The 24,132-nt window shown below is 62.7% G+C and carries 16 protein-coding genes; 7 read left to right on the forward strand and 9 right to left on the reverse strand.

The genetic code is table 11. From position 1 onward, the window contains the following. Positions 1 to 27: 27 nt before the first annotated feature. The 4 genes from JJQ76_RS00390 (at position 28) to JJQ76_RS00405 (ending at position 8,342) form a co-directional block, all read left to right on the forward strand. The gene (locus JJQ76_RS00390) at positions 28 to 2,646 is read left to right on the forward strand and encodes a TRAP transporter permease (protein WP_210394605.1); all 2,619 of its coding nucleotides are present in this window, start codon (positions 28 to 30) and stop codon (positions 2,644 to 2,646) included. Positions 2,647 to 2,687: 41 nt separating this feature from the next. Further along, complete coding sequence (locus JJQ76_RS00395; protein ID WP_210394606.1) at positions 2,688 to 3,125, forward strand: universal stress protein; 438 nt, start codon at positions 2,688 to 2,690, stop codon at positions 3,123 to 3,125. Positions 3,126 to 3,207: 82 nt separating this feature from the next. Continuing rightward, the gene (locus tag JJQ76_RS00400) at positions 3,208 to 8,046 is read left to right on the forward strand and encodes an NAD-glutamate dehydrogenase (RefSeq protein WP_210394607.1); all 4,839 of its coding nucleotides are present in this window, start codon (positions 3,208 to 3,210) and stop codon (positions 8,044 to 8,046) included. Positions 8,047 to 8,114: 68 nt separating this feature from the next. Continuing rightward, a complete protein-coding gene (locus JJQ76_RS00405; RefSeq protein ID WP_210394608.1) occupies positions 8,115 to 8,342 on the forward strand; it encodes a hypothetical protein in 228 nt (75 codons plus the stop codon). 50 nt (positions 8,343 to 8,392) lie between these two features. Here the strand turns inward: JJQ76_RS00405 and JJQ76_RS00410 are convergent, their stop codons facing one another. The 3 genes from JJQ76_RS00410 to JJQ76_RS00420 are packed head-to-tail and all read right to left on the reverse strand — an operon-like array spanning position 8,393 to position 14,940. Then, a complete protein-coding gene (locus JJQ76_RS00410) occupies positions 8,393 to 9,397 on the reverse strand; it encodes an ABC transporter substrate-binding protein (RefSeq protein WP_210394609.1) in 1,005 nt (334 codons plus the stop codon). Positions 9,398 to 9,407: 10 nt separating this feature from the next. After that, a complete protein-coding gene (locus JJQ76_RS00415; protein WP_210394610.1) occupies positions 9,408 to 10,487 on the reverse strand; it encodes a response regulator in 1,080 nt (359 codons plus the stop codon). A gap of 49 nt (positions 10,488 to 10,536) precedes the next feature. After that, positions 10,537 to 14,940 carry an AraC family transcriptional regulator ligand-binding domain-containing protein gene (locus JJQ76_RS00420; protein ID WP_210394611.1) on the reverse strand — a complete coding sequence of 1,468 codons (4,404 nt, stop codon included), beginning with the start codon at positions 14,938 to 14,940 and terminating at the stop codon, positions 10,537 to 10,539. 180 nt (positions 14,941 to 15,120) lie between these two features. Between JJQ76_RS00420 and JJQ76_RS00425 the strand changes: the two genes are divergently transcribed. Beyond that, positions 15,121 to 16,419, forward strand: coding sequence for an MFS transporter (locus tag JJQ76_RS00425; protein WP_210394612.1), 1,299 nt, complete (start codon positions 15,121 to 15,123; stop codon positions 16,417 to 16,419). Here the strand turns inward: JJQ76_RS00425 and JJQ76_RS00430 are convergent. Continuing rightward, on the reverse strand, positions 16,391 to 16,717 hold the full coding sequence (locus JJQ76_RS00430) for a Rap1a/Tai family immunity protein (RefSeq protein WP_210394613.1): 327 nt from the start codon (positions 16,715 to 16,717) through the stop codon (positions 16,391 to 16,393). The genes JJQ76_RS00425 and JJQ76_RS00430 overlap by 29 nt on opposite strands. A gap of 14 nt (positions 16,718 to 16,731) precedes the next feature. Next, entirely contained in the window at positions 16,732 to 17,031 is a 300-nt protein-coding gene (locus JJQ76_RS00435) for a YciI-like protein (RefSeq protein WP_210394614.1), read from the reverse strand. Between the two features lie 208 nt (positions 17,032 to 17,239). On the opposite strand from JJQ76_RS00435, the gene katG reads away from it, so the two are divergent. Then, complete coding sequence (gene katG / locus JJQ76_RS00440) at positions 17,240 to 19,417, forward strand: catalase/peroxidase HPI (protein WP_210394615.1); 2,178 nt, start codon at positions 17,240 to 17,242, stop codon at positions 19,415 to 19,417. 69 nt (positions 19,418 to 19,486) lie between these two features. Here katG and JJQ76_RS00445 read toward each other — a convergent pair whose 3' ends face one another. The 3 genes from JJQ76_RS00445 to JJQ76_RS00455 all read right to left on the reverse strand — a co-directional run bounded on the left by JJQ76_RS00445 (position 19,487) and on the right by JJQ76_RS00455 (position 21,690). Further along, the gene (locus JJQ76_RS00445) at positions 19,487 to 20,116 is read right to left on the reverse strand and encodes a DUF1294 domain-containing protein (RefSeq protein WP_210394616.1); all 630 of its coding nucleotides are present in this window, start codon (positions 20,114 to 20,116) and stop codon (positions 19,487 to 19,489) included. Positions 20,117 to 20,146: 30 nt separating this feature from the next. Further along, a complete protein-coding gene (locus JJQ76_RS00450; protein ID WP_210394617.1) occupies positions 20,147 to 20,593 on the reverse strand; it encodes a hypothetical protein in 447 nt (148 codons plus the stop codon). Positions 20,594 to 21,138: 545 nt separating this feature from the next. Further along, positions 21,139 to 21,690, reverse strand: a complete 552-nt coding sequence (locus tag JJQ76_RS00455) for a hypothetical protein (RefSeq protein ID WP_210394618.1) — start codon at positions 21,688 to 21,690, stop codon at positions 21,139 to 21,141. Between the two features lie 249 nt (positions 21,691 to 21,939). On the opposite strand from JJQ76_RS00455, the gene JJQ76_RS00460 reads away from it, so the two are divergent. Beyond that, positions 21,940 to 22,092, forward strand: coding sequence for a phage integrase N-terminal SAM-like domain-containing protein (locus JJQ76_RS00460; RefSeq protein ID WP_210394619.1), 153 nt, complete (start codon positions 21,940 to 21,942; stop codon positions 22,090 to 22,092). A 146-nt stretch (positions 22,093 to 22,238) separates the two neighbouring features. On the opposite strand, the gene JJQ76_RS00465 is transcribed toward JJQ76_RS00460, so the two are convergent. Then, entirely contained in the window at positions 22,239 to 24,053 is a 1,815-nt protein-coding gene (locus JJQ76_RS00465) for an autotransporter domain-containing protein (RefSeq protein WP_210394620.1), read from the reverse strand. Positions 24,054 to 24,132 lie beyond the last annotated feature (79 nt).

Raw genomic sequence — 24,132 nt, forward strand, 5'->3', positions numbered from 1 at the left:
AGCCTGTGTTTCGGATCGGAGCTTGTTATGAGCGACCTGAAGACGACTTCTTCTAATAAACTCAGCGACGCTGAGCTTCAGGATCTGGTGGCGTCCACTGACGCCGGTGCCCGTGACCCGCAAGGTGTCCAGCGTGTCCTGATTCTCGGGGCCGCCTTGTGCTGGTCCCTGTTCCAGCTGTGGATCGCTTCACCGCTGCCTTTTTACGATTGGCCGCTGGTCGGCAGCTTTGGGGTGTTCAACGATACCGAAGCGCGCTCGATTCACCTCGGTTTTGCCGTTTTTCTGGCCTTCATGGCCTATCCCGCCTTTGGCGGCTCGCCCCGCGAACGGGTGCCGCTGGCAGATATGATCATGGCGGTGCTGGGCGCGTTCTCGGCCGCCTACCTGTTTATCTTTTATGTTGACCTGTCCGCCCGTCCCGGTGCGCCCATTACCCAGGATCTCTGGGTCGCCTGCATCGGCGGCGTACTGTTGCTGGAGGCCACGCGGCGAGCGTTAGGACCACCGCTGGTGGCGGTGGCCTCGGTGTTTCTGATCTACACCTTCGGCGGCCCCTATATGCCGGAGATTATTGCCCACAAGGGAGCCTCGCTGTCGCAGGTGGTCAACCACCAGTGGATCACCACCGAAGGGGTGTTCGGTATCGCCCTCGGGGTCTCCACCAGCTTTGTGTTCCTGTTTGTGCTCTTTGGTGCGCTGCTGGATAAAGCCGGCGCCGGTAACTACTTCATCAAGGTGGCGTTTTCGCTGCTGGGTCATATGCGGGGCGGACCGGCCAAGGCGGCGGTGGTCTCCTCGGGCATGACCGGGCTGATCTCCGGCTCCTCCATCGCCAACGTGGTGACGACGGGTACCTTTACCATTCCGATGATGCGTCGGGTGGGCTTCAGCGCTGAGAAAGCCGGCGCCGTGGAGGTGGCATCCTCGGTCAACGGCCAGATCATGCCGCCGGTGATGGGTGCGGCGGCGTTCCTGATGGTGGAGTACGTCGGCCTCTCCTACGTGCAGGTGATTACCCATGCGTTTCTGCCGGCGCTGATCTCCTATATCGCGCTGGTCTACATCGTTCACCTTGAAGCGCTCAAGCAGGGAATGCGTGGTCTGCCGCGTCGCGGTACGGTCAAACCCTGGCAGGCGCGCCTGATCGGGGTGCTGTTCGGCTTTCTGGCCACCGCTACCATCGCCTTCGCGGTTTATTTCGGTATCGGCTGGATCAAGCCGCTGGCGGGTGACTACGCCAGTATGGTGATCGCCGTGCTGCTACTGGCGGTCTATGTACTGCTGGTGCGTTTTGGGTCCCAGTTCCCGGATCTGGAACTGGACGACCCGGAGTCCGAGGTGGTCGAGTTGCCGGAAACCGGGCCAACGGTGAAATCCGGTCTGCATTTTATTCTGCCGGTGGTGGTGCTGGTCTGGTGTCTGATGGTGGAGCGCTTGTCGCCTGGGCTGTCGGCGTTCTGGGCCACGGTGCTGATGATGTTCATCCTCATCACCCAGCGGGCCCTGTTTGCCTACTTCCGGGGTCAGGGCAAGGTGAAGCGCCAACTGCGTCGCGGCTTTAACCAACTGATCGACGGCCTGATCGTCGGTGCGCGCAATATGATCGGTATCGGCATCGCCACTGCCACCGCCGGTATCATCGTCGGTGCCGTATCCCAGACCGGGGTTGGTTCGGTGCTGGCGGATCTGGTTGAGGTTCTCTCCATGGGCAATCTGCTGCTGATGCTGCTGCTGACCGCGGTGCTCAGCCTGATCCTCGGTATGGGCCTGCCGACCACCGCCAACTATATCGTGGTGTCGTCGCTGCTGGCGCCGGTGATCGTGACCCTGGGGCAGGAATCGGGCCTGATTGTGCCGCTGATCGCGGTGCATCTGTTCGTGTTCTACTTCGGCATCATGGCGGACGTGACCCCGCCGGTGGGGCTGGCCTCGTTCGCCGCCGCCGCGGTATCGGGCGGCGATCCGATCCGCACCGGTTTTGTGGCTTTCTTCTACAGTCTCAGAACCGCCATTCTGCCGTTCCTGTTTATCTTCAACACCGACCTGCTGCTGATCAACGTGACCTGGTGGCAGGGGATCGTGGTGTTCGTGGTGTCGACGGTGGCGATTCTGCTGTTTACCGCCGCGACCCAAGGCTACTTCTTTGCCCGTAACCGGTTGTATGAAGGTGCGCTGTTGATCCTGATCGCGTTCTCGCTGTTCCGCCCGGGGTTCTGGATGGACATGATCGCGCCGGCTTATGAGGAGCTGCCTCCGGCGGCGCTGATGAGTGACCGCGCGGCGGTGGAGGGCGGTGCCAAGATCCGCGTCCATATTCACGGTGAAGACGCCGTCGGTAACCCGCGCAGTTTTGTCACCCTGCTGACGCTGCCGGAAGGAGCGACACTCAAGGATCAGCTGTTCGACGCCGGACTGGAACTGATCACCAACAAAGACGACGTGGTGGTCGACATGGTGGGCTTTGACAGCAGTGCTGAAAAAGCGGGGTTTGCCTTCGATCAGGTGATCGACCGGGTAGAGCTGCCGCAGTCACAGCCGCCTAAAGAGCTGATCTTTATCCCCGCGCTGCTGTTGCTGGTACCGATCGTACTTATGCAGCGGCGCCGGCGCGAGGCTGACGACGCAGCGGTCGCCGCAACTTAACGGAGCAGGGAAGCCGGCCGGGCCGGCCAAGGAACCTAACTATGTTCAAGCACATTTTGATTCCGGTTGACGTCGAAGAGCCACAATTCTCCGAACAGGCGATTGCGGTGGCGTTACGCGAGGTGGATAGCGAGGGGGGCGAGATCCATCTGATGACGGTGATCCCCGGCTTCAGCTCGCCGCTGGTTGCGTCCTACTTCAAGAAGTCGGCGGTGGACAAGGCCCATGAGGCGGTTGAGCAGCACCTGGTTGATTTTGCCAAGGCGCACCTGCCGGAAGGGGTGCACTACAACCTGTCGGTGCATCAGGGCAATCCCGCCGAGCGGATCATCAAGCAGGCGCGACGGATGGACGCCGACCTGATCGTAATGACCGCCCATCACCGCAGCAAGGTGGATCACGTGTTGCTCGGATCCAATTCGTCGCGGGTGGTGGAGCGGGCCGGCTGCTCGGTACTGGTGCTGCGACCCAACAATTAACCCGGCGGGTGCCCGGTACTTCAGGTTCTGGGGCACCCGCGTTTTTGATCTGATCTACTCACTCGAGGCTAACCGCTTTTATATGTTCGATTCACGCAGCAGCGTCAAACAGAAGCTGCTCTCCAAGTTGTCCGAACTTTTCACCACCAAACTCGAAACCCAGATTGCCGAAGAGCTCAGCCGCTTCGCCCGGCTCTACTACCATGTGACACCGGTGGATGAGCTGGCCGAGCGCCGGCTGGAGAATCTTTATGGCGCGACGCTCTCCTGTTGGCACTTTCTGCAGCAACGCAGCGACGGTAGTCCCAAGGTGCGGGTGTTCAATCCCGATGTGGAGCAGCATGGCTGGCACTCCAACCACACCGTGATCGAGATCCTCAATGGCGATATGCCGTTTCTGGTGGACTCGGTGCGGATGGAGCTGAACCGTCAGGGGCTGTCGATTCACGCCATTCACAACGCCATCATCGCGGTGGAGCGGGATGCCAAGGGGCAGCTGCTGGGCGTGTTCGACAGCAGCGCCGCCGCCGGCAAGGCGCGGGAATCCGCCATCTATCTGGAGGTCGATCGTCGCAGTGATCGCGACGAGCTGAAAGCGATCGAAAGCGATCTGCTCGATGTACTGGGCGATGTGCGCGCGGCGGTGACCGACTACCCGACCATGCAGCAGCGGGTGCAGGAGGCGGCAGAGCGCTTGACCCACCTGCCAGCCGCTATCGACGCGGAACAAGCCGCTGAAGCGCGCGCCTTTCTGGAGTGGCTGCTGGCAGACAACTTCACCTTTCTGGCCTACGACGAAGTCGAGCTTAGCGGCAGCGGCGACGAGCTGGCGCTGGCGCGAATCAAGGACAGCGAGCTCGGCACCCTGCGCGTGCGTGGCAACAAGGGTAAAGGGCGCAAGGCGCTGCAGGGGCTGCGTGATAACGAGCGGGTCTTTATTCAGACCACCGACCCGGTGATGTTCGGTAAGGACGGCTTCCGCTCCCGTGTTCACCGTCCGGTCTACCGCGATCTGGTGGTGGTCAAACGCTACGACGACAGCGGCAGCGTGATTGGCGAGCAGCGTTTTTACGGGCTTTACACCTCACCGGTGTTTGCGGTGTCGCCGCGGACGATTCCGCTGCTGCGGCGCAAGGTCGCCTGGGTGGTGGAGCAGGCCGGCTTTGAACCCGGTGGTCACAGCAGCAAAGAGCTGGCCCAGGTGATCAAGGATCTGCCGCGTGAGGAGCTGTTCCTTACGCCGGCGGCGGCGCTGTTCGAGACCGCCATGGGGATCTTCAACCTGCAGGAGCGGCGCAAGGTGCGGCTGTTCGTGCGCCCCGACCCCTGCGGCAAGTTCTTCTCCTGTCTTTACTATGCGCCGCGGGATATCTACAGCACCGACCTGCGTGGTCGGGTACAACGGCTGCTGGAGCAGCAATTTGGCGCCCTGGATACCGAGTTCACCACCCATTTTTCCGAATCGGTGCTGGCGCGTACCCACTTTGTACTACGGGTCGATCCGGACCAGCCCACCGATTGGGATCTGGCCAATCTGCAGGCGCAGGTGGTGGAAACTTCGCGCGCCTGGGATGAAGAGCTGCATCACGCGCTGATTGACCGCTGTGGTGAAGAGCAGGGTAACCGCTACGCCACCCTTTACCGGGGTGCCTTCCCCAGCGCCTACCGTGAGCACTTTACCCCCAGCAACGCGGTGTACGACGTGCAGCGGCTGGCGGAGATTGAAGCCGGTCAGCCGGTGGCGATGAGTTTTTACCGGATGCTGGAGGAATCCAGTGACCTGCTGCGCTTCAAGCTGCTCTGTGAAGGCGAACCGTTGATCCTGTCCGATATCATTCCGGTACTGGAGAATCTCGGTATGCGGGTGGTGGGCGAACACCCCTACGAGGTTCGCCGCAGCGACGGACGTGAGTTCTGGCTGCACGACTTCACCCTCAGCTATTACAGCAGCGAGCCGGTGGAGCTGCAGGAGGTGAAGCAGCTGTTTCAGGACGCCTTTGCGGCGATCTGGGACGGTCAGGCGGAGAATGATGAATTCAACCGGCTGGTGGTGGGCGGCAAGCTGAGCTGGCGTGAAGTGGCGCTGCTGCGCGCCTATACCCGCTATAACCGCCAGTTGCGGTTCGACTACAGCCAGCCCTACATCGCCGATACCCTGGCGCGTCATCTGCAGGTGACCAAACTGCTGGTGGGGCTGTTCCGCGCCCGCTTCGAGCCGGCCCGGCAGAGCAGCGACAAGGTGGATGCGCTGGCCAAACGGCTGGAAGCCTCGGTAGCGGATGCCATCGAGCAGGTGGACAACCTCAATGATGATCGTATCCTGCGCCGCCTGTTGGAGCTGATCAAGGCGACCCTGCGGACCAACTATTTCCAGTGTGATGGCGATGGCGGCTTCAAGCCCTATATGTCGTTCAAGCTCAACCCGCGCGAGATCGCCAACATTCCGCGCCCGCGACCGATGTTTGAAACCTTTGTCTATTCGCCCCGGGTTGAGGGGGTGCACCTGCGCGGCGGCAAGGTCGCTCGCGGCGGCCTGCGCTGGTCCGACCGACTGGAAGACTTCCGTACCGAAGTGCTGGGGCTGGTAAAAGCGCAGCAGGTCAAGAATGCGGTGATCGTGCCAGTGGGTGCCAAGGGCGGCTTTGTCGCCAAGTGCCTGCCGGAGGGTGGTTCCCGCGATGAGATTCAGGCCGAGGGAATCGCCTGTTACCAGACCTTTATTCGCGGCCTGCTGGATCTGGCCGACAACCTGGTGGGCGGTGAGGTGGTTCCGCCCCGGGACGTGATCCGCCACGACGATGACGACCCCTATCTGGTGGTCGCCGCCGACAAGGGCACCGCCACCTTCTCTGATATCGCCAACGCGCTGGCCGAAGAATACGGCTTCTGGCTTGGCGACGCTTTCGCTTCCGGCGGCAGCCAGGGCTACGACCACAAGGGGATGGGCATTACCGCCAAGGGTGCCTGGGAATCGGTCAAGCGCCACTTCCGCGAACGCGGACTGGATACCCAGACCGAGCCCTTCACCGTGGTCGGTATCGGCGATATGGGCGGCGACGTGTTCGGTAACGGCATGCTGCTGTCGGAGCAGATTCGCTTGGTGGCGGCGTTCAACCACCTGCATATCTTTATCGACCCCGAGCCTGATACCGCCGCCAGCTTCGCCGAACGTCAGCGGCTGTTTGCGCTGCCGCGCTCCAGCTGGGCCGACTACGACGCCAAGCTGATCTCCAGGGGCGGCGGGGTGTTCGACCGCAGCGCCAAGTCGATCAAGATCAGCGCCGCGATGAAGCAGCGCTTTGCCATCGAGGCCGACAGCCTCAGCCCCAACGAGCTGATCTCGGCGCTGTTGCAGGCGCCGGTAGATCTGCTCTGGAATGGCGGCATCGGCACCTATGTTAAAGCCAGCAGTGAATCCCACGCCGATGTTGGTGACAAGGCCAACGACAGCCTGCGGATCAACGGCAACCAGCTGCGCTGCAAGGTGCTGGGCGAGGGCGGCAACCTCGGCTTTACCCAGTTGGGGCGGATCGAGTTTGCCAAAATCGGTGGTAGCTGCAACACCGACTTTATCGACAACGCCGGCGGGGTGGACTGCTCCGACCACGAGGTCAATATCAAGATTCTGCTCAATGAGGTGGTGGCCAACGGCGACATGACGGTCAAGCAGCGCAACCGCCTGCTCAAGGATATGACCGACGACGTCTCCCGCCTGGTACTGCGCAACAACTACAGCCAGGTGCAGGCGTTGAGTATCGCCCGCGAGCACGCCGAGCGCGATCCGGAGGAGTATATCCGCCTGATCCACAGCCTCGAAGCTGACGGCAAACTGGATCGTGAACTGGAGTACCTGCCCGGCGATGACGAACTGCAAAGCCGCAAGCAGCTGACTACCCCGGAGCTGTCGGTGCTGATCTCCTACATCAAGGCGGAATTGAAAGAGGCGCTGGTATCACCGCGGATCTACGCCGACCCGGTGATCGCCGCGGAGGTGCGGGGTGCCTTCCCGGCCCGCATCAGCAGCGATTTTCCTGAAGCGGTGGCGGGCCACCGCCTGCGTGCCGAGATCATCGCCAATCAGCTCGCCAACGGCATGGTCAATCGCATGGGGATCACCTATCCCCACGTGGTGCGCCAGGCCAGTGGTGCCGATTATGACGAAGTTGCGGTCGCTTACGTGATAGCACGTGATGTGTTCGCGATGGATGATAGCTGGAGTCAGGTGGAGCAGCTCGACGGCCAGGTGGATGTGGCCCTGCAGCGCCAGATCATGGCCGAACTGCAGCGCTTGATCCGCCGCGCCAGCTATTGGTTCCTGCGCAACCATCGTTACGAGCTGGAGCCGGCGCGTTGCATCGCGCGCTACCGCGCGGGTATTGCCGAACTGGCGCCCCATATCGGCACGTTGGTGCAGGGTAGTCGGCGTGAAGACTGGCAAAACAAACGTGATGCCATGCAGGCGCAGGGTGTTTCCGAGCCTCTGGCGGAGCTGGCGGCGAGCGCTGACAGTCTGTTTTCACTGCTGGGGATCATTCAGGTGGCGGAGCAGACCGGCAAACCGCTGACTCAGGTGGCCGAGGTCTACTTCGGCCTCGGTGACCGCCTGCAGCTGCACTGGTTCGATCAGCAGGTACGCGGCTATGAGGCCCGCAATCACTGGCAGTCGCTGGCCTGCGACAGCTACCGTGACGACCTTAACAGCCAGCAGCGGCTGTTGACCAAGCGGGTGCTGCAGAGCGAACTGGAGGCGGCCGATGACGCCGAGCGGGTCAGTCGCTGGCTGGAACAATACGCGCTGCCTGCCGCACGCTGGGGTCAGATGCTGGAGGAGATTCGCGCCACCAAGGTGCGTGATTGCGCCATCTTCTCGGTGGCCCTGCGCGAACTGATGGATCTGTCTCAGGCGGCTCTGCCGGGCTGAGTCCCACGACCGGATTTTTAACCGGCGGAGTGCGCTCCGCCACTACAACGCAAGAGGTTATATCAGTAATGAGTAAGGTTGTTTACCTGCGTCACGACGCGCCCGTTTCCGAGCGCTACGTGATCGAACCGCAGGGCACCAACAGTTGGTGGGTCCGTTGTCAGGCTGTGGCCTGGGATGGTACCCCGGTTCCCGCCGATCGGGTGGTGTTCTTCGCCCGCAGCGAAGCGGAAGCGCGCGCCTGGGTTGACGCCCGCGTTCCCACGGCCCGGCCGGCGGCAGAAGCGGTCGGCTAAGCCCTAAGCCCTTGGGTAAGCCCTAAGCCTCTGGCGGAGCCGTCGCGTCATCACTGGCCGGCGGGGCCGCCAACGGCGCTCAGTTGCCCGCGCAGCTGTTCGGGAATCTCGATTCCCAACCGCTGTCGGGTGGCTTCGTTGTAGAGGATCAGCGGTTGATCGACGCTGATCGGTGTTGTGTCCAGCGCCTGTTCGCCGGAATGCAGCAGCGTTACCAGCCGTTCCCCCAGCCGTTCGCCCATATGGCGATAGTCGGGTGCGATCGCCAGCAGCGCGCCATCAGCGACGAAGGTTTCGGTCGCCCCCACCACCCGGTAATCGGTATCCTCCAGCGCCGCCATGATGGTGGCCGACTGACTGATCAGGTAGCTGTCACTGGGCAGGTACACCGTATCGATCCCCAGCCCGCCGGCCCGCAAACGTTGCAGCTGATTGGCCAGACTGCGACTCTCCGGGGCGACCCGCAACACGCTCAAGGTGATCCCCAACTGTTCACAGAGTTGCTCCATTTCGTCCAGCTGCACGCGCGCGTTGCGTTCGCGGGCGTTGAACAGCATGGCGATATGGCGGATCGGAAATAGCTGCCGGGCGGTGCGGATCTTCAGTTCGGCGGCGATGGCGTCGGTGGTGCCGGTGATCGGCGCGGGGCCGGTACGCTGCATCAGGCCGGCCTCCTGCGGGTCCGAGACCATGCTGTAGAACTGCGGAATGCGCCCGCGTACCAGCGAGTGGGTCATGACCGAGGCGGTGGTGCCAAAGCTGTAGACCGCGTCGTAGGAGAGCACCCCATTTCCCAGCCGCCAGAAGTGGTGGGCCAGGTTTTCCCGATCCTGACCGGCGTCGATCCGCTCAATCTCCAGGCTGATCTGGTGGGCGTGCAGGGTGTCGAGAAAACCCGCCTCGGCGGCGGTTTCGCCGCGCCACAACACCATCAGCAGACGCAGGGGGGCGGCATCGCCAGCGCTGCTGTCTTGGGTGGCGCTGCTGGCGGGGGCGGGTAGGGCCAGCAGCGCCAGCAGCGATATCAGCGCAAGTACAGGACCAGAGTCTGGCATGTCGCTTCCTTCAGGGGTGCCGGCGTACGCCGACGCTGGCGTTGATCAGTAACTGCTCCGGGGCGTCGGCCAGTACCTCAAAGCTGCCGCCGGACTGCTGGCATAGGCGTTCGCACGCCGGACGCAGCTGCTGTTGCCAGTGTTGACGATAGCGGTCCTGCTGCGGGTCGGCGGGCACACCGCCGCCACTGGCGCTGATACTGAGCTGCAGCAGCTCGCCCGGTTCGAGGTAGCGCAGCTGCCAGTGCTGGTCGAGGCTGTTGTTGGCGCTCAGGGCATGGGCCAGCAGGGCGTTCCAGAGCGCGCCGAGGCTGTCGGCGGGAGCGAACAGGCGCGTCGGCAGCTCCGGTTCGATCCGAAGGTCCAGCAGCCGCTGCTGTTGGCGGGACAGCGGCAGCCAGTTCTCCAGCAACTGTTGCAGCAATTGCTGCGGGTCCAGCGCGACCACCGGACTGGCGGCCATATCCCCTTGCAGGCAGAGGGCCTGCAGCCGGTGCTGGTTGCAGTCGATCTGGGCCAGCAGATCGCGCGCCATCGGATTCAGCTCCAGCTGCCGCAGCCGGGCAACGCGCTGCTGGTTGCTGTCGAGCAGCGGAACTAACAGCGGCTGCAGCGCCGCGTCGGCGCGAGCGGGCGCGGCAGGGTCAGATTGCGGTTGCCGGCGGGCACCGACGATGTCGCGGTAGGAGCGCAGTGCCACCAGTACCGAGGTCAGCAGGCGTGACGCAGAGAGCTCCGCCTTGCTGAGGTAGTCGTTGATGTCGTAACGGATAATGACATCGGTCTCCGGCGCAAAGCCGGGGTGGCCGGTGCGCAGGATCAGCCGCATATCGCGGTTGCCCAGGGTGTCGCGAATATGATCCACCAGCCGTAACCCTTCGTCGTCCGACTCCATCACCACATCCAGCAGCGCCAGGCAGATATCATCGTGTTGTTGCAGCAGGTCGCGCGCCTGGGCACCGCTCAGGGCACTGATCAGCTCGACCGGGCGGCCTTCAAACTCGTAATCGCGGAAAATCATCCGGGTGATGCCGTGAATCCCCTCTTCGTCATCAACCACCAATACCCGCCAGGGGGTGTTGTGCTCCATTACCGATCCTCAATGATCTCCGTTAGTTACGGATGTTGTTGTGATGGCGTCATTCTAAACCCTGCGCCGCCGGTTGCCACTGCCGGGTAGCCGCGCCGCCACGCTGATAGGCGCGGTTAGCTTCGCGCTGCAGCAGAAGCGCCAGCGCCGGATGTCGTTGACGCTCCCAGAAACGGGCGTAGCGTTCGCGGCCGAGGGCGGCCAGCCACCAACCGCTCTGTTCACCGGCCTCAAGGGCTTGTTCAAAGGCCCGGGTGGCGGCCTGCTGCTCGCCGGCCAGGGCCGCCCGCTCTGCTTCCAGTAGCGCCGCCGGCAACGCAAACAGCGCCGGATTATGGTCGGCCCAGAGGGCGAACCGCAGCGCCTGGTGCGCCAGCCCGCGCTCATGCCAACGGCGTTCGGCGTCGCTGGCAACGGCACCCAGTTCTGCCTGCAGCAGGGCACCGAACAGCAGCAGCTGCGCCTCGGCCAGCAGACCGCCAAGGGGCTCTGCCCGGCCGGGGTAACTGCTGGCCCAGGCCGGCCACAGAGACCGTTGCTGCTTCAGCCAGGCGCTGGCGATGCCGCCAAGGGCGTGCCAGGGGGAGGCCGCAGTCTCTTGGGGCGCTGGGGGGAGTTGCTCTGCGAGCGCGGGATCCAGCGCGCCGAGCCAGGGCCGAATGGCCATGCCCAGCGGTGACGGGGTGCCAAGGGTGTCGGTCTGCTCGCGCCGGTATTCGTGCAGCAGCGCCGCGGACAGGGAGGGCAGAGGCTCGTTACTCCACAGCCGGGCGCTGAACCAGGGGGCCAGCAGCGAGCGGGCTGCGGCTTCGTCACCGCGGTCACGCGCCTGTTGCAGCGCGCTGGCGATGGCCTCGACCTGTTCCGCCAGCGGCGCGCACCAGGGCAGGTACCGGCTATACAGCAGACGCTGGTCGCTGTCCGACAGCGTCTGCGGGGCCGGAGCCGGTGGCAGTGGCTGGTTAAGGTGATGGTGGTGCAGCAGCGCCTGCGCCAGGGCTTGCGTTGTAGCATTGCCCCGCTGCGTGCGGAGCAGCAGCGTGGCGTGCAGCAGCGGCAGCTCACCGGTCTGTTCAGCCAGGGTCTGCAGCTCTGCCAGCAGTGCGTGCTGGGGATCGTTCAGAGGGCTGTTGGCCGGGCTCTCGTCGTCGGCGGCCCGGCCGGCAGTCAGCTGCAGCACGGCGGCGGCCTGTGGACCCGGTTGCAGTACCAGGCGGATACCCTGCCCGGCGAGCGCGTCCAGCAGACACTGGCGCGCCTCCATCGGTCGTTCGCTGCCCTGCAGCTGAGTGGCCCGGGCGATGGGTAACAGCGCGACCAGCGGTTGCGGCAGTGGACGCGGCAGGTCGGCATCGAGGCGTCGCAGCCAGCGCTCTAGACGGGCCGGATCGCGCCACCGCAGCAGCAGCCGCAAGCCGTCCCGGCAGAGGGTTACGATGGTGTTGTCCGGTACCTGCAGCTCTTTTTGCCGCAGCAGTGCCAGCGCCGCATCAAGTTGCCCCAGACTGGAGCGGCGATCACCCTGGCGCTGCAGCTCCAGCGCGGCCTGATGGTGCAGTTTCAGTAGCGTGCGGCGATAACGTGGCTGCGGGCGCAGACGGTAGGCATGGGCCAGTTGCTCGGCCCTCAGGGGCGCGGAGGTGGTGTCCGGAAGCGCCAGCGCCAGCCGCCAATAGCGCTCTGCAGCCTGCTCCGGCGATAGCTGGTTCAGCAGGTGCTGGCGTAGCTGCGGGTGACTGAAACAGAGCCACTGTTCGCCGTCGGGGCGGATCAGACCTGCCTGCTGGGCCGGCCACAGGTGGATCTCAATCCGCGCCTGCGGGTCACCGCGACCATCGGCCAGCACTGCCGGATCGAACCGTTCACCGCCGATTGCCGCCCACTGCAGCAGTTCGTGGGTGGCCGCTGGCAGTTGTTGCAGAGCATCGATCAACGCCTCGGCAAAGGGTTGTGACAGCTCGGCGGGCAGTTGTTGTGGCAGCCAGCACCAGCGCTGCTCCGTGTCGTTCCAGACCAGTTTGCCGGCATCGCGCAGCGTCCCCAACTGGGCGCTAATGGCGGCGGGCAGGCCGCCGCTTTGGCGGTGCAGCCAGTCTGCCAGCACCTGCGTTTCCGCGGTTAGTGGGCCCAGTAGTTGCTGCAACAGCTGCTGGCTGTCCGCCGCCGTCAACGGCTCCAGTGTCATCCGTTCGCTTTGACGGTGGTTAAGCAGCAGGGGCAGGCTCTGCCTGAGTGCCGGGTTGGCATCCACCCGGGCGGGGTCGTAGGAGGCCACCAGCAGCAGCGGTTGGCGCCCCAGCTGCTGGCGCAGCAGCATGAGTAGCTCCAGCAGTTCGGGGCTGGCGTAATGGAGATCGTCGAAGAACAGCAGCAGTGGATCCCGTGGTGCCGTCAGCAGGCTGGCGAGAGCCTGCTGCAGCGCCTCGCCGCCGCGGGGAAAAACGGGGGGCGTCGGCTCCAGGCTACGCCCCAGCAAGCTGCGCAGCTCCGGCAGCAGTGGCAGCAGCACCCGTGCGCGCCCCCCCAACTGGCGCTGCAGTTGCTGCGCGAGGAGTTCCTGTCGCGCCGGCGGGGTGGCCAGGCGGTTGCGGAGCAGCCGCCGCAGCGCCGGGAACAGGGGGTCATAGCGGCGTTCGCTGTCGCCGGCCGCGAGGGCGATCCGCAGTTGGGCGCCCTGGGAGCGATACAGGGCGATGCGCAGGCTGTCGAGCAGCGCACTCTTGCCGCTGCCGCTGGCACCTTCCAGCAGCAGCAGGCGGCCGTCGTTGTGCCGACTGCGCTGCAGCAGCGCTTGCAGTTGCTGTAGTGGCTCATCACGTCCCACCAGCAAGGCGGTGGGTATCGGCTGGTCGGGCGGGTCCTCTGCGCCGGCGCTGAAGTCGTGGGGATTGCGGTTGTCTACGTACAGCCGCTGCGCCTGGCGCAGGTCGTACTCCAGCCCGCCAAGGGAGCGATAGCGTTGGGTAGGATCGATCTGCAGCAGGCGACGCAGAATTCGCCGCAGCGGTCGGCTCAGTTGCTTGTTGAGCAGCGGGGTGTGTTGCAGTTGGCTGCGCAGCAGGGCGCTGGGGTCACGCTCGGCAAGCGCGGCGCTGCCGTGCAGCACAAAGTAGTAGAGGCTGCCAAGCTCGTACAGCCGGGTTGCGGTCTGGGGGCGCTCCGGCAGCAGACCGTTGCTTTCCGGCGCGCTGAAGCTGAGCTGCTCGGCCAATGGCTGAGCCCAGCCCTGGCGGTTGTCACCCAGGCTTAGCTGCAGGGCGCCGCTGTCGTCGTTGGCGACGCTGACACATCCCGGGCAGCAGCTGGGGATCACCCCTTTGTGCAGCGCCTGCTGCATCTGCTGCAGCAGTTGCAGCGCCAGCGGATAGAAGCGCTCTTCACCGACGCCCTGGTCAGCTACCAGTTCGCCGAGGGTGCGTGGCAGCGCATGTTCGGGGACCACCGTCTGGGGGCGATGGCTGTCGCGGTAGCGGCCCGGTGACTGGCCGGTCCAGCGCTTGAACGCCTTCTGAAACGCCGACAGACCGGAAAAGCCGAGCTGAAAGCCGATCTCGCCGAAGCTGCGGTCGCCCCGATGCAGCATCTGCAGCGCCAGGTCGCGGCGGGTCTGATCGTAGAGGGCCTGAAAATGGGTCCCGTGCTGGTCCAGTTTGCGCTGCAGTGTGCGCAGGCTCAGGTTGAGCTCGCGGGCCACCTGCTGGCGGCCGATCTGGGCGTTGCCCTCGGCGATCTGGTTGCGGATCAGGCTTTTTACCTGCGCCACCAGCGCCCCGTCGCGGCCGGCGCTGGACAGCAGTTGGTCGGCAAACTGCTGGTGATGGCGGTGCAGCTCGTCGTTGGCGTCGAGACAGGGTTGATCGAGGATGGCGGCGTTAAAGCGGAGTTGGTTGCGGGCCGCTTCATACTGTACTTCTGCGGCGAAGAACTGTTCATGCAACGCTGGGTCGGCGGGTTGGGCAAATGCCAGCTCCACCCGTAGCAGCGGCATCTGTTTGCCGATCAGCCAGCGTGGCCAGTTATGCAGGCAGGCCAGCAGCCACTCCGCCAGCAGGCGGTCGTCGTCGTTTTCCAGATCCAGCGCCAGCGTGGCGCCCTGGTCGTCGCGGTTGAGGCTGAGGTGCACGCCGTCGATCAGCAGCGGCAGGTAGTCGTTCAGCCGCTGCAGCGCGTCGCCCAGGGTCGGTGCGGTGGAGATCAGAAAGCCGACCGAGCCCAGCATCCGCGGCTGGGTCACCTCTCCGGTACGCAGGGCGATGCGCGGGTTGTCGGTAATCTGCGCCAGCTCCTGCAGCAGGGCTGAGAACAGCGCCGCCGGTATGCGCGCACCGGCCGGTTTGATCGCATCGGCGCTGATACCGATTCGACCCAACAGGCCGTGGGGGTCTTGCTGAAAATGGCGCGCCACCAGCAGAGCGGGATCGAGCAGCTTGGCGGAGGCGGTGGCAGCGGACATGGTGGCTGTGTCGGAGCGCGGCAGGGCAGATTAGGAGCCGGGAGTATAGCATGCAGATGTGCTGTCAGGAGGTCTAAATGGCACGCAGGGATGTGTGGGCTGGCGCTGCCGGCCCGTACCCTGTAATCGGTGCGAAAGCCTGCCTCCGCAGGCGCTGTAACTCTGGAGCCGAACCTTTTCATGCCCGTCGTTGATTCCCTCCGGCAGCTGCTGGCGCTGCTGCTGAGTTACGGTTTTCTGTTGCTGGCCAACGGCCTGTTCACCACCTTGCTGAGTCTGCGCGGCGGCCTTGAAGGCTTCTCGGCGCTGCTCACCGGGGTGGTGATGAGCTGCTACTACCTGGGGCTGTTTCTTGGTGCTCGCTACGCCGCGCTGGTGGTCAATCAGGTGGGCCATATCCGCGCCTTCGGGGTGTTCGCCTCGCTGCTGTCGGTGACCCCGCTGATCCATATGCTGCTGGTGTCGCCGGCGCTGTGGGTGGTGCTGCGGGTGGTGGCCGGGTTCAGCATGGCGGGTCTGATCGTGGTCACCGAAAGCTGGATCAACGCCCGGGCCGAAAACAGCAATCGCGGCACCATTCTGTCGATCTACATGTTTATCAACTACCTTTGCGCCGGTTGCGCCCAGCTGCTGCTGATGCTGGATGATCCCGGTGGGTTCCGGCTGTTTACTCTGGCCTCGATCGTGTTCTCGTTCTCGCTGATTCCGGTGCTGCTGACCCGCACTCAGGCACCCCTGCCGGAAGCACCGGGTGCGCTCAAGATCACCCCGGTACTGCGGGCGTCGCCGGTGGGCTTCTTTGGTGCCATGGCGGCAGGGCTGATCAACGCCAGCTTCTATACCATGGGGCCGCTGTTCGCCACCGGGGTCGGATTCGAGCTGGATGATATCTCGCTGTTTATGGCGCTGGGGATTCTTGGCGGGCTGGCGCTGCAGACGCCGATCGGCAAGCTGTCGGACCGGATCGAACGGCGCGCGGTAATCGCCACCGTGGGGCTGGGTGTCGCCCTCTGCTGCCTGACGCTGGTGCTACTGTCCCGCAGCGGTATGACGGTCAACGGCTTTCTGCTCGGCAGCTTTGTTTACGGCAGTCTGTCACTGACGCTCTACTCCCTGAGTGGCGCCCACGCCAACGACTGGGGTGACCCGGCACGGCGGATGCAAACCTCCGGTGCGCTGCTGGCCGGGTTTGGTATCGGTGCGGTGGTGGGGCCGCTGCTCGCCGGTTGGTTGATGGGCTGGATGGGGCCATCAGGGCTGTTCGCCTTTAACGGGGCCGTGGCGTTGGCGCTGGCACTGTTCGCGCTGGCCCACGCCTTTCGTCCGCGGCGGCGCGCCAAGGTGCCGTTCGTACCGCAACCGGCGGCGCAGTTCACCTCAGAGCAGCTCTACAACGCCGCCCAGCAGGAGCGTGAACAGGAGGCCGCCACCGCGGCCGCAGACGGCGGCGTTAGCGAGGGCAGGGATAGCGGTCGCTGATCCCGCGCGCCAGCAGCGCCAGCCCGCTTTTTTCCGGCGCCACCCGGTTCTCCTCCAGCCAGCTCACCAGCTCGTTGCGCAGACCGGGCAGGGTGATCTCAGCGGGAAAGCAGTGCTTTTCCGTGGTGAAGTCGGGGTGGGTAGTCAGGTCCAGCGCCGCCTGCAGCATCCCTTCGCAGCGGGCCTGGTCCAGCGGCTGTTCGCTGCGGCACCAGTGCAACAGATCCCAGCGCGTACTGGCCTCGGCGTGGGGTAGGGTCAGTATCAGCAGCAGGCCAGCCGTCGCAATGGGTCTCATGGCGCCATTCCGCTTCAGGAGACCAACGGATTGCAGGCCGCTTTGCCCGCCACCGTAGTCCACTCCCGCACCCGCCAGCCGGTCACTAGCCCGTTGATCACGTAGGGATCGCCCTGGGCGAAGTCTTCTACCACCGCCGCCGAGTCGGCGTTGAAGATGATCGCCGCACCATCGGCCGGGTTGGCAAAAGCGCCACCGAGCCAGAACTCGCCGCGGTCAATGGAGGCTTTGGCCCAGGCCAGATGGGCGTCGCGGAACTCGCCACGGCGCTCGAGGTAATCAGGGGCGTAGTCGTAGAACAGAATAAAGTGCATCGGGGATCCTTCACTGGGCGGCATCACGCGCTGTTGATCAACAACTTGGGTCGCCTCATCATCTTCGCCGCTGGGCCGGATTGAGGCAACCCCGGTGCGGGCTCATTCAGTGCGGCTATGATGCCGGTAGCCGAACTCTATTGGGATTTATCGGCGGTGCTATCTATACCTAGGACTACGCCCATCACCTCCCGAGCAGGAGTTTATTATGAGTAACAGTGGTCAATGTCCCTTTCATCACGCTGCCGGTGGCGGTACCCGCAATCAGGACTGGTGGCCCAACCAACTGAATCTGAGCGTATTGCACCAGCATTCCCCCCGGTCCAACCCGCTGGGCGAACAGTTCAACTACCGTGAGGCGTTCAACAGCCTCGACTTTGACGCCCTGTGTCAGGACCTGCACGCGCTCATGACCGATTCGCAGGATTGGTGGCCGGCGGACTTCGGCCACTACGGCCCGTTCTTTATCCGCATGGCCTGGCACAGTGCCGGTACCTACCGTACCGGTGATGGCCGCGGAGGAGCTGGCAGTGGCAGCCAACGCTTCGCGCCGCTCAACAGCTGGCCTGATAACGGTAACCTCGACAAGGCGCGGCGTTTGCTGTGGCCAATCAAACAGAAATATGGCCAGAAGATATCCTGGGCCGATCTGATGATTCTGGCCGGTAACGTGGCGCTGGAATCGATGGGATTCAAGACCTTCGGGTTCGGTGGTGGTCGTGAGGACGTGTGGGAGCCGGAAGAGGATATCTACTGGGGCACCGAAGGCGAGTGGCTGGGCGATAAACGTTACAGCGGCGACCGCGATCTGGAAAACCCGCTGGCGGCGGTGCAGATGGGGCTGATCTACGTGAACCCGGAAGGCCCCAACGGTAACCCCGATCCGCTGGCCTCTGCCCGTGATATTCGCGAAACCTTCGCCCGCATGGCGATGGACGATGAAGAGACGGTGGCGCTGACCGCCGGTGGTCACACCTTTGGTAAGGCCCATGGCGCCGGTGACCCCGCCCACGTGGGGCCGGAGCCTGAGGCGGCAGGGCTGGCCGAGCAGGGCCTCGGCTGGCGCAGCAGCTACGGCAGTGGTAAAGGCCGCGATACCATCACCAGCGGCATCGAAGGGGCCTGGACGCCCAACCCCACCCAATGGGACAACGGCTATTTTGATGTGCTGCTCGGCTATGAATGGGAACTGAGCAAGAGCCCGGCTGGTGCTCATCAATGGGTACCGAAGAACCTCAAGGCCGCAGACCATGCGCCGGATGCCGAAGACAGCAGCCAGCGGGTCGGCATCATGATGACCACCGCCGATATGGGGCTGCGGGAGGATCCGGCCTATCGCAAGATCGCGGAGCGCTTTCATAAGGATCCGGCCGCCTTTGCCGACGCCTTTGCCCGCGCCTGGTTCAAACTCACTCACCGTGATATGGGGCCGCGCGCGCGTTACCTGGGGCCGCAGGTGCCAAGTGAGGAGCTGATCTGGCAGGATCCGCTGCCGGCCAAACCGGCGGCCAACATCAACGCCGCCGATGTGGATGCGTTAAAGCAGCAGATTCTGGCTACCGGCCTCAGCGTCAGCGAACTGGTCAGCACGGCCTGGGCCTCGGCGTCTACCTTCCGCGGTTCCGACAAGCGCGGCGGTGGCAACGGTGCTCGTATCCGGTTGGCACCGCAGAAGGATTGGCCGGTTAACCAACCGGCACAACTGGCCAAAGTATTAACCGCACTGGAGGGGGTGCAGCAGCGATTCAATACTCCGGGCGGGGTACAGGTGTCACTGGCGGACCTGATCGTACTCGGTGGTTGTGCCGGCGTGGAACAGGCAGCTAAAGCGGCCGGTCACGCGATCATGGTGCCGTTTACCCCGGGTCGGGTGGATGCCAGCCAGGCGCAAACCGACGTCGATGCCTTTGCGGTGCTGGAACCGGCCGCCGATGGCTTTCGCAATTACCAGAAACAGCAGTACGCGGTTAGCGCTGAGGAGTTGCTGGTCGACCGTGCCCAGCTGCTGACCCTGAGCGCGCCGGAGATGACCGTGTTGGTGGGTGGCTTGCGAGTGCTGGGAGTTAACACCGACGGTAACGCCCAAGGGGTATTCACCGACCGGGTCGGCACCTTGAGCAACGATTTCTTCGTCAACCTGTTGGATATGGGGACCGAGTGGGTCGCTACCGATGACAAGGAGCAATTATTCGAGGGGCGCTGCCGCAGCAGCGGCGCGGTCAAGTATCAGGCCAGCCGGGTAGATCTGGTGTTTGGCTCCAACTCGCAGCTGCGCGCCATCGCCGAGGTCTACGCCCAGAGTGACGCTGAAGGGCGCTTTGTGCGGGACTTTGTCGCCGCCTTTGCCAAGGTGATGGAGTTGGACCGCTTCGATCTGCAAACCTGAGGCTAACTCCTTAATGCGGAAAACCGCGGCCTATGCCGCGGTTTTTTGTGCCTGCCTTACACGCGTTGGTCAGAGTAGGGTGTCGATCAGGCGGCGGGTGGCGGCGCTACCCTCGGCGGTCAGCAACCAAGCGAAGCCGGCAGCGTTCAGCAGCACCGTCAGCCAGCAGAGCAGGCGGAACGGCTGTTTGCGCGATTTGTGCCGCAGCTTCTGCTGCGCCACCAGCGCCCCGGGCCAGCCGCCGGCCAGCGCCAGCAGGTGCAGGGTGCTCTCCGGCGTGCGCCACTGACCCTGCTGCGCGGCGGCCTTGTCGGCGGCATAAAAGCCGAAGGTGATCAGGCTGAGAGCCAGATAAATCACCAGCAGAGGTGTTGGCAGCTTACCGGACAGGGTCGCCAGTGCCACCAGCAGCAGGAACACGCCGGCCACAACCAGCGACAACGAACCGTTACCGCCTTTGGGTGGTCGCTTGGGCACGAGCGCGGCGCGATCTCCGGCCAGTACCGCCCCGGTGGCGCAGGGACGCCCCTGTTTGTCGCTGCCGAGGCTGTAGGTGACCAGTTGCCCCACCTGCGGGCGGTTGCCGCGGTTACGCAGCGCCTTGATATGCAGGAACACTGGCTTGCCGCCGCTGCAGGGCTCGGCAAAGCCGAAGCCCTTGTCGTCGTTCCAACGGGTTATCTTGCCTTTGATTTTCATCGCTTGGTTCTAGGACCTAGTTGACGGGAATTACTCCCCGGTCAACACCACGTTGATCTTGTCCATATCGGCGTACTGGGCGTAACCGGTGAGGGCGTTACCCACCCGCTGGTGGGTCATCAGCTCCTGCATCGCTACCTGACCGACCAGCTCGAACGCCTGCTGGATCGCCCGCGGATCGGTGTTGTTGGCGCTGCGCAGCTGGGCCGCGCAATCCTCGGTGAGCAGGCGAGTGATCAAGGTGCCGACGTAGCTGTCGGTAGCGTTGATATCCGCGTTGCTGATATTGGCGTAGGGCGAGATCTCCGGATGCGCGGCCATGGAGATAAAGATCCACTTGGCCAGTTCCTTGCGCTCCTTGCCGTTAAGGGAATCGATCAGGCAGGTGCCCAGCTGCTGGGAGGGCGTATCGGCAAGGGTGACCGGTGTGGTGACGGTGGCTACCAGCAGTGCTGTGGCGATCAGTAGTTTTTTCAAAATAACGTCCTTGTGTTGTGATGGGTGAAAGGGGATGTTTAACGCGTAGCTTTGCGGCAGCCCGTGGTGAATCCACGCTCCAGGCCGGCTGGCGAACGCTGCAAAGAGCACAAGAGCCGTTTGTTATGTGCCACTTATCTAGTGCCCCATATTTTTGAAACAGCACCATTCGAGCCAAGCGATCCTACAACGAGGGTGACTAAGCCGATACAAAAGAAGACTACCACAGGAATAAATGAGCCGAATCCATCACTTGAACTGGCAGCCCAGGCTGAGCCAAGGGAAAGGATCATGAACAAACCGCCGAGTATATTCAGGGTAACTCTGTGAGACTTCTTATAATTGGCTGGTTCTTCCTCTGTTTCGAAGAACTTTAATATTGGCCAAAATGATTTTGTTAATGTTTCTCTCATTTGATGCTGGCCTTATTTGACAGTGCTATTTCGATCTATATGAATACATAACGCCGCGTTAACGGGCCGGAAAAACGCGCAGCGTTTTGGAGGTCCTAGCCCGTAGGTCGATCGTTGAATGAATTGCTATACTTATTTTATCGTTTCTTTGAACATGTTTGAATATGACTTTATGATCGCCTGTGTGGAGTTATTAACAGAAAAAGCGACATCTTCTAGGTAGCCTTTCTTACTAAATACTGCATAATTCTTAGATTCTGATAACTTGGCGTATTCTTCATTCTGAGACAGTTCTTCTGAATCTTCTACTCCAGAACTTATACTCATTACTATGTTTTCTACTTCAGATAATATCAGTTGCTTAGTTTCTGGATTATAAGAAAGGCTATCAATAATTGTTCTACCGTTTTTTGCGATTATTACCGAGAAAAACTTTATTTTTTGATTCTTATAATCATCGCCGTATATGTCACTGCCTGTTCTATAAGCTAATGCCCAGTCATCTGTGGTATCAATGTGATTTGTTACCACATCAATAATTGTTGATGTCGTATTTTTCTGTATAGACAATGCTGACGTTATTTTTTCTCTTAATTGAGAAACTCTTGAATCACTCCCTAACCCTTCCGCCATTGCTGAAATTGATAGAAATGACAAAAAAGCGAACGGAATAATTTTTTTCATTATACTCTCCTTAGTTTAAGTTTTATTTTAAATATAACAGTCCGTTTACGAGGCCAATGGCCTCATAACAATTATTATCGTGATTCCATGTTAATGGAGTTTTTATGTTGGCGCCTATCTGTAACGCATTGAATATGAATAATTATTCTTTCTGCGTCGATAGGCGAGCAGGAAAATCGTGAAAAATTCACGATAATAAGATGAGTGCCAGGAAGGCACGCACCATCAACGCGCCGGGGAGGGGCTTCCATGTCGTCATCTCCATTGTTGCAGTCCATTGGCGAACATAGGGCGGTACGCCGCTATAGCCCCAGAACCATAAAGGCCTATCGTTACTGGATCAAGATTTTCATACGCTTCAATGGTCGCCGTCATCCGCGAGAGCTGGGGCGGATGAGGTGATTGTGACACCCGTGCGGCTTGCACCTGTTGCCCCTTTTACGCGCCGAGCATGGGTCGGAGAATCCGCTTAAGGCCCGCAGGGGAAAGCGCCGGATGCGCGGCAAGGCAGCGCCCATCCCACCGCGACGCCCTGCCTACGCCCTATCTCAGAAACCGATATTCACACTCAGATTCAGCCGTAGCTCCTCGTTATCGTCATTGGCGATCAGCCGGCTGACGCGCGCATCCATGCGGGTGCGTTCCGACAGCGCGGTTACCAGCCCAAGGGTGGCTTCACCGTAGCTGTCATCCTCGCTGGTGACCGGCAGGCTGAAGCTGTTGTCGGGCAGGCTGGCCAGCGCCACGTTGACCGCGTCCGGATCACCGCCGATGCGGCGTTCCCAGCTTAGTTCGCCGTAGGGCTGCCAGGTGCCGTTGGTCATTCGCAGCTGCCAGCCAATATTGGCGGTGCTGTAACTGTGGCTCTGGCTACCGTACTTCATGGCGGTGGAGCTGCCGGCGGTGCTGGATTCGGTAAAGCCCTCGATGCTTTGCAGGTGGTGGGCCAGTCGCAGGCGCGGGCCGTGCTGCAGATTATGCTGGCGGAAGTTGTAACCAGCACCCGCTTCGGCGCTGATCTGCACGCCGCTGGTGCTGCCTTTAACGGTGCGGGTGGCCGGGCCGAGGCGAACCTTGCGTTCGGTGTCGTAGTCGCCGGCCCCGACCGCCAGTGCCGCGGACCAGTTGAAGGCGTCGTGCTCCCAGGCACTGAACAGGGTCATCGACTTGGTAAAGCTGTCCAGCTCGCCGCCGGGCAGGTCGCTGTCGTCGAGGCTCAGGTGTAGGCCGAAGCCAACGGTCTGGTTCGGCTCTACCCGTTTACTGACGCCGATGCCGATCTGGCTGCGGGCGCCTTCCAGCTCACCGCTGTCGTAGCCACCCTGGCCGTTGATCCAGAGGTCCGTGCCGGACTCCGGCAAGTCGCGGGCGGCGTCGATCTGGTGGTGCACGGTGCCCAGCACCGTGCGCTGCTGGTAGCGGGCGCTGCGGGCGATCCCTTCGGCAAACGCCGGTGCTTGCAGCAGCGACACCATGTAATCGCTGATGATCCGGTGAGCGCCGGTGGTGGGGTGGACGCCATCGGCAAACAGGAAGGTCTGCTCCTGGCCAGCGGTGAAATCGACGCCGGGCAGGCAGATCAGCGAGGCGGTGGCACCGCAAACGGGCGTGGTGACGTTAATGAAGCCGTAGGTGGTTGGATCGGCCTGGATCTCACTTAGCAGCGAGAACATATCGGCGGGTATCACCGTGACGTCGTTGCTGTTGAGACCGCGCATCAGGGTTTCGTTGTAGATCCGGGTCAGCGAGGTGACGCTGGCGGCAGCGGCCGCCCCCAGCGACTGACCAAAGGGCGAGGCACCGATATCCGGCAGTGTCGGTACGATGACATAGCGCGCCCCGGCGGCTTGCAGGGTTGCGAGGGCCTGTACCTGTTCGCCAGCGGTCTGGCTCAGGTAGTTGATGATCGCTGTCTGGGTGGGGAAGGTACCGGCATTGGCCGGATCGATGGCGAAGAACAGGTCGTTGGCTCCGCCCCATAGACTGTAAAGAGCGTCGGCGTCGGCCACTCCGCCAGTGGCAGTGAGATAGTTGCTCACCTGGGTGGCAATGGGGGTGGCGGTAGACGCGGGAAAGGCTCCCACGCCGGGCGTGCCGGTGATCCGTGCGCCGCCCTGGGCGTAGTTGTCACCGCCAACGTTGGCGGGGGTCAGCGCGATGCCAAACTGACTGGCCATCACCTCCGACCAGACCGGTCCCGGGTTGGTAGTGAAGCGACCGGTACCCGGTGGCAGCAGCGCGGCGTAGGTGCCGGAGTCGGTGAGGCTGTCGCCAAAGAACAGGGTGTTGGAAAACTCGGCCGCCTGGGCCTGGGTGAGCAGCATGGCGGACACCGCCGCCGCGAGGGGGAGCTTACGCATCATTGGTCAGTACTCTTTGTTGTTGTTATTAGTCACCGACGCTACGAGTTGCGGGGTTGTCCATCAATTGCGAAAGCGCGCT

Origin of the sequence: Motiliproteus sediminis (genome assembly GCF_017912535.1) — a bacterium.
Lineage (GTDB): Bacteria > Pseudomonadota > Gammaproteobacteria > Pseudomonadales > Balneatricaceae > Motiliproteus > Motiliproteus sediminis.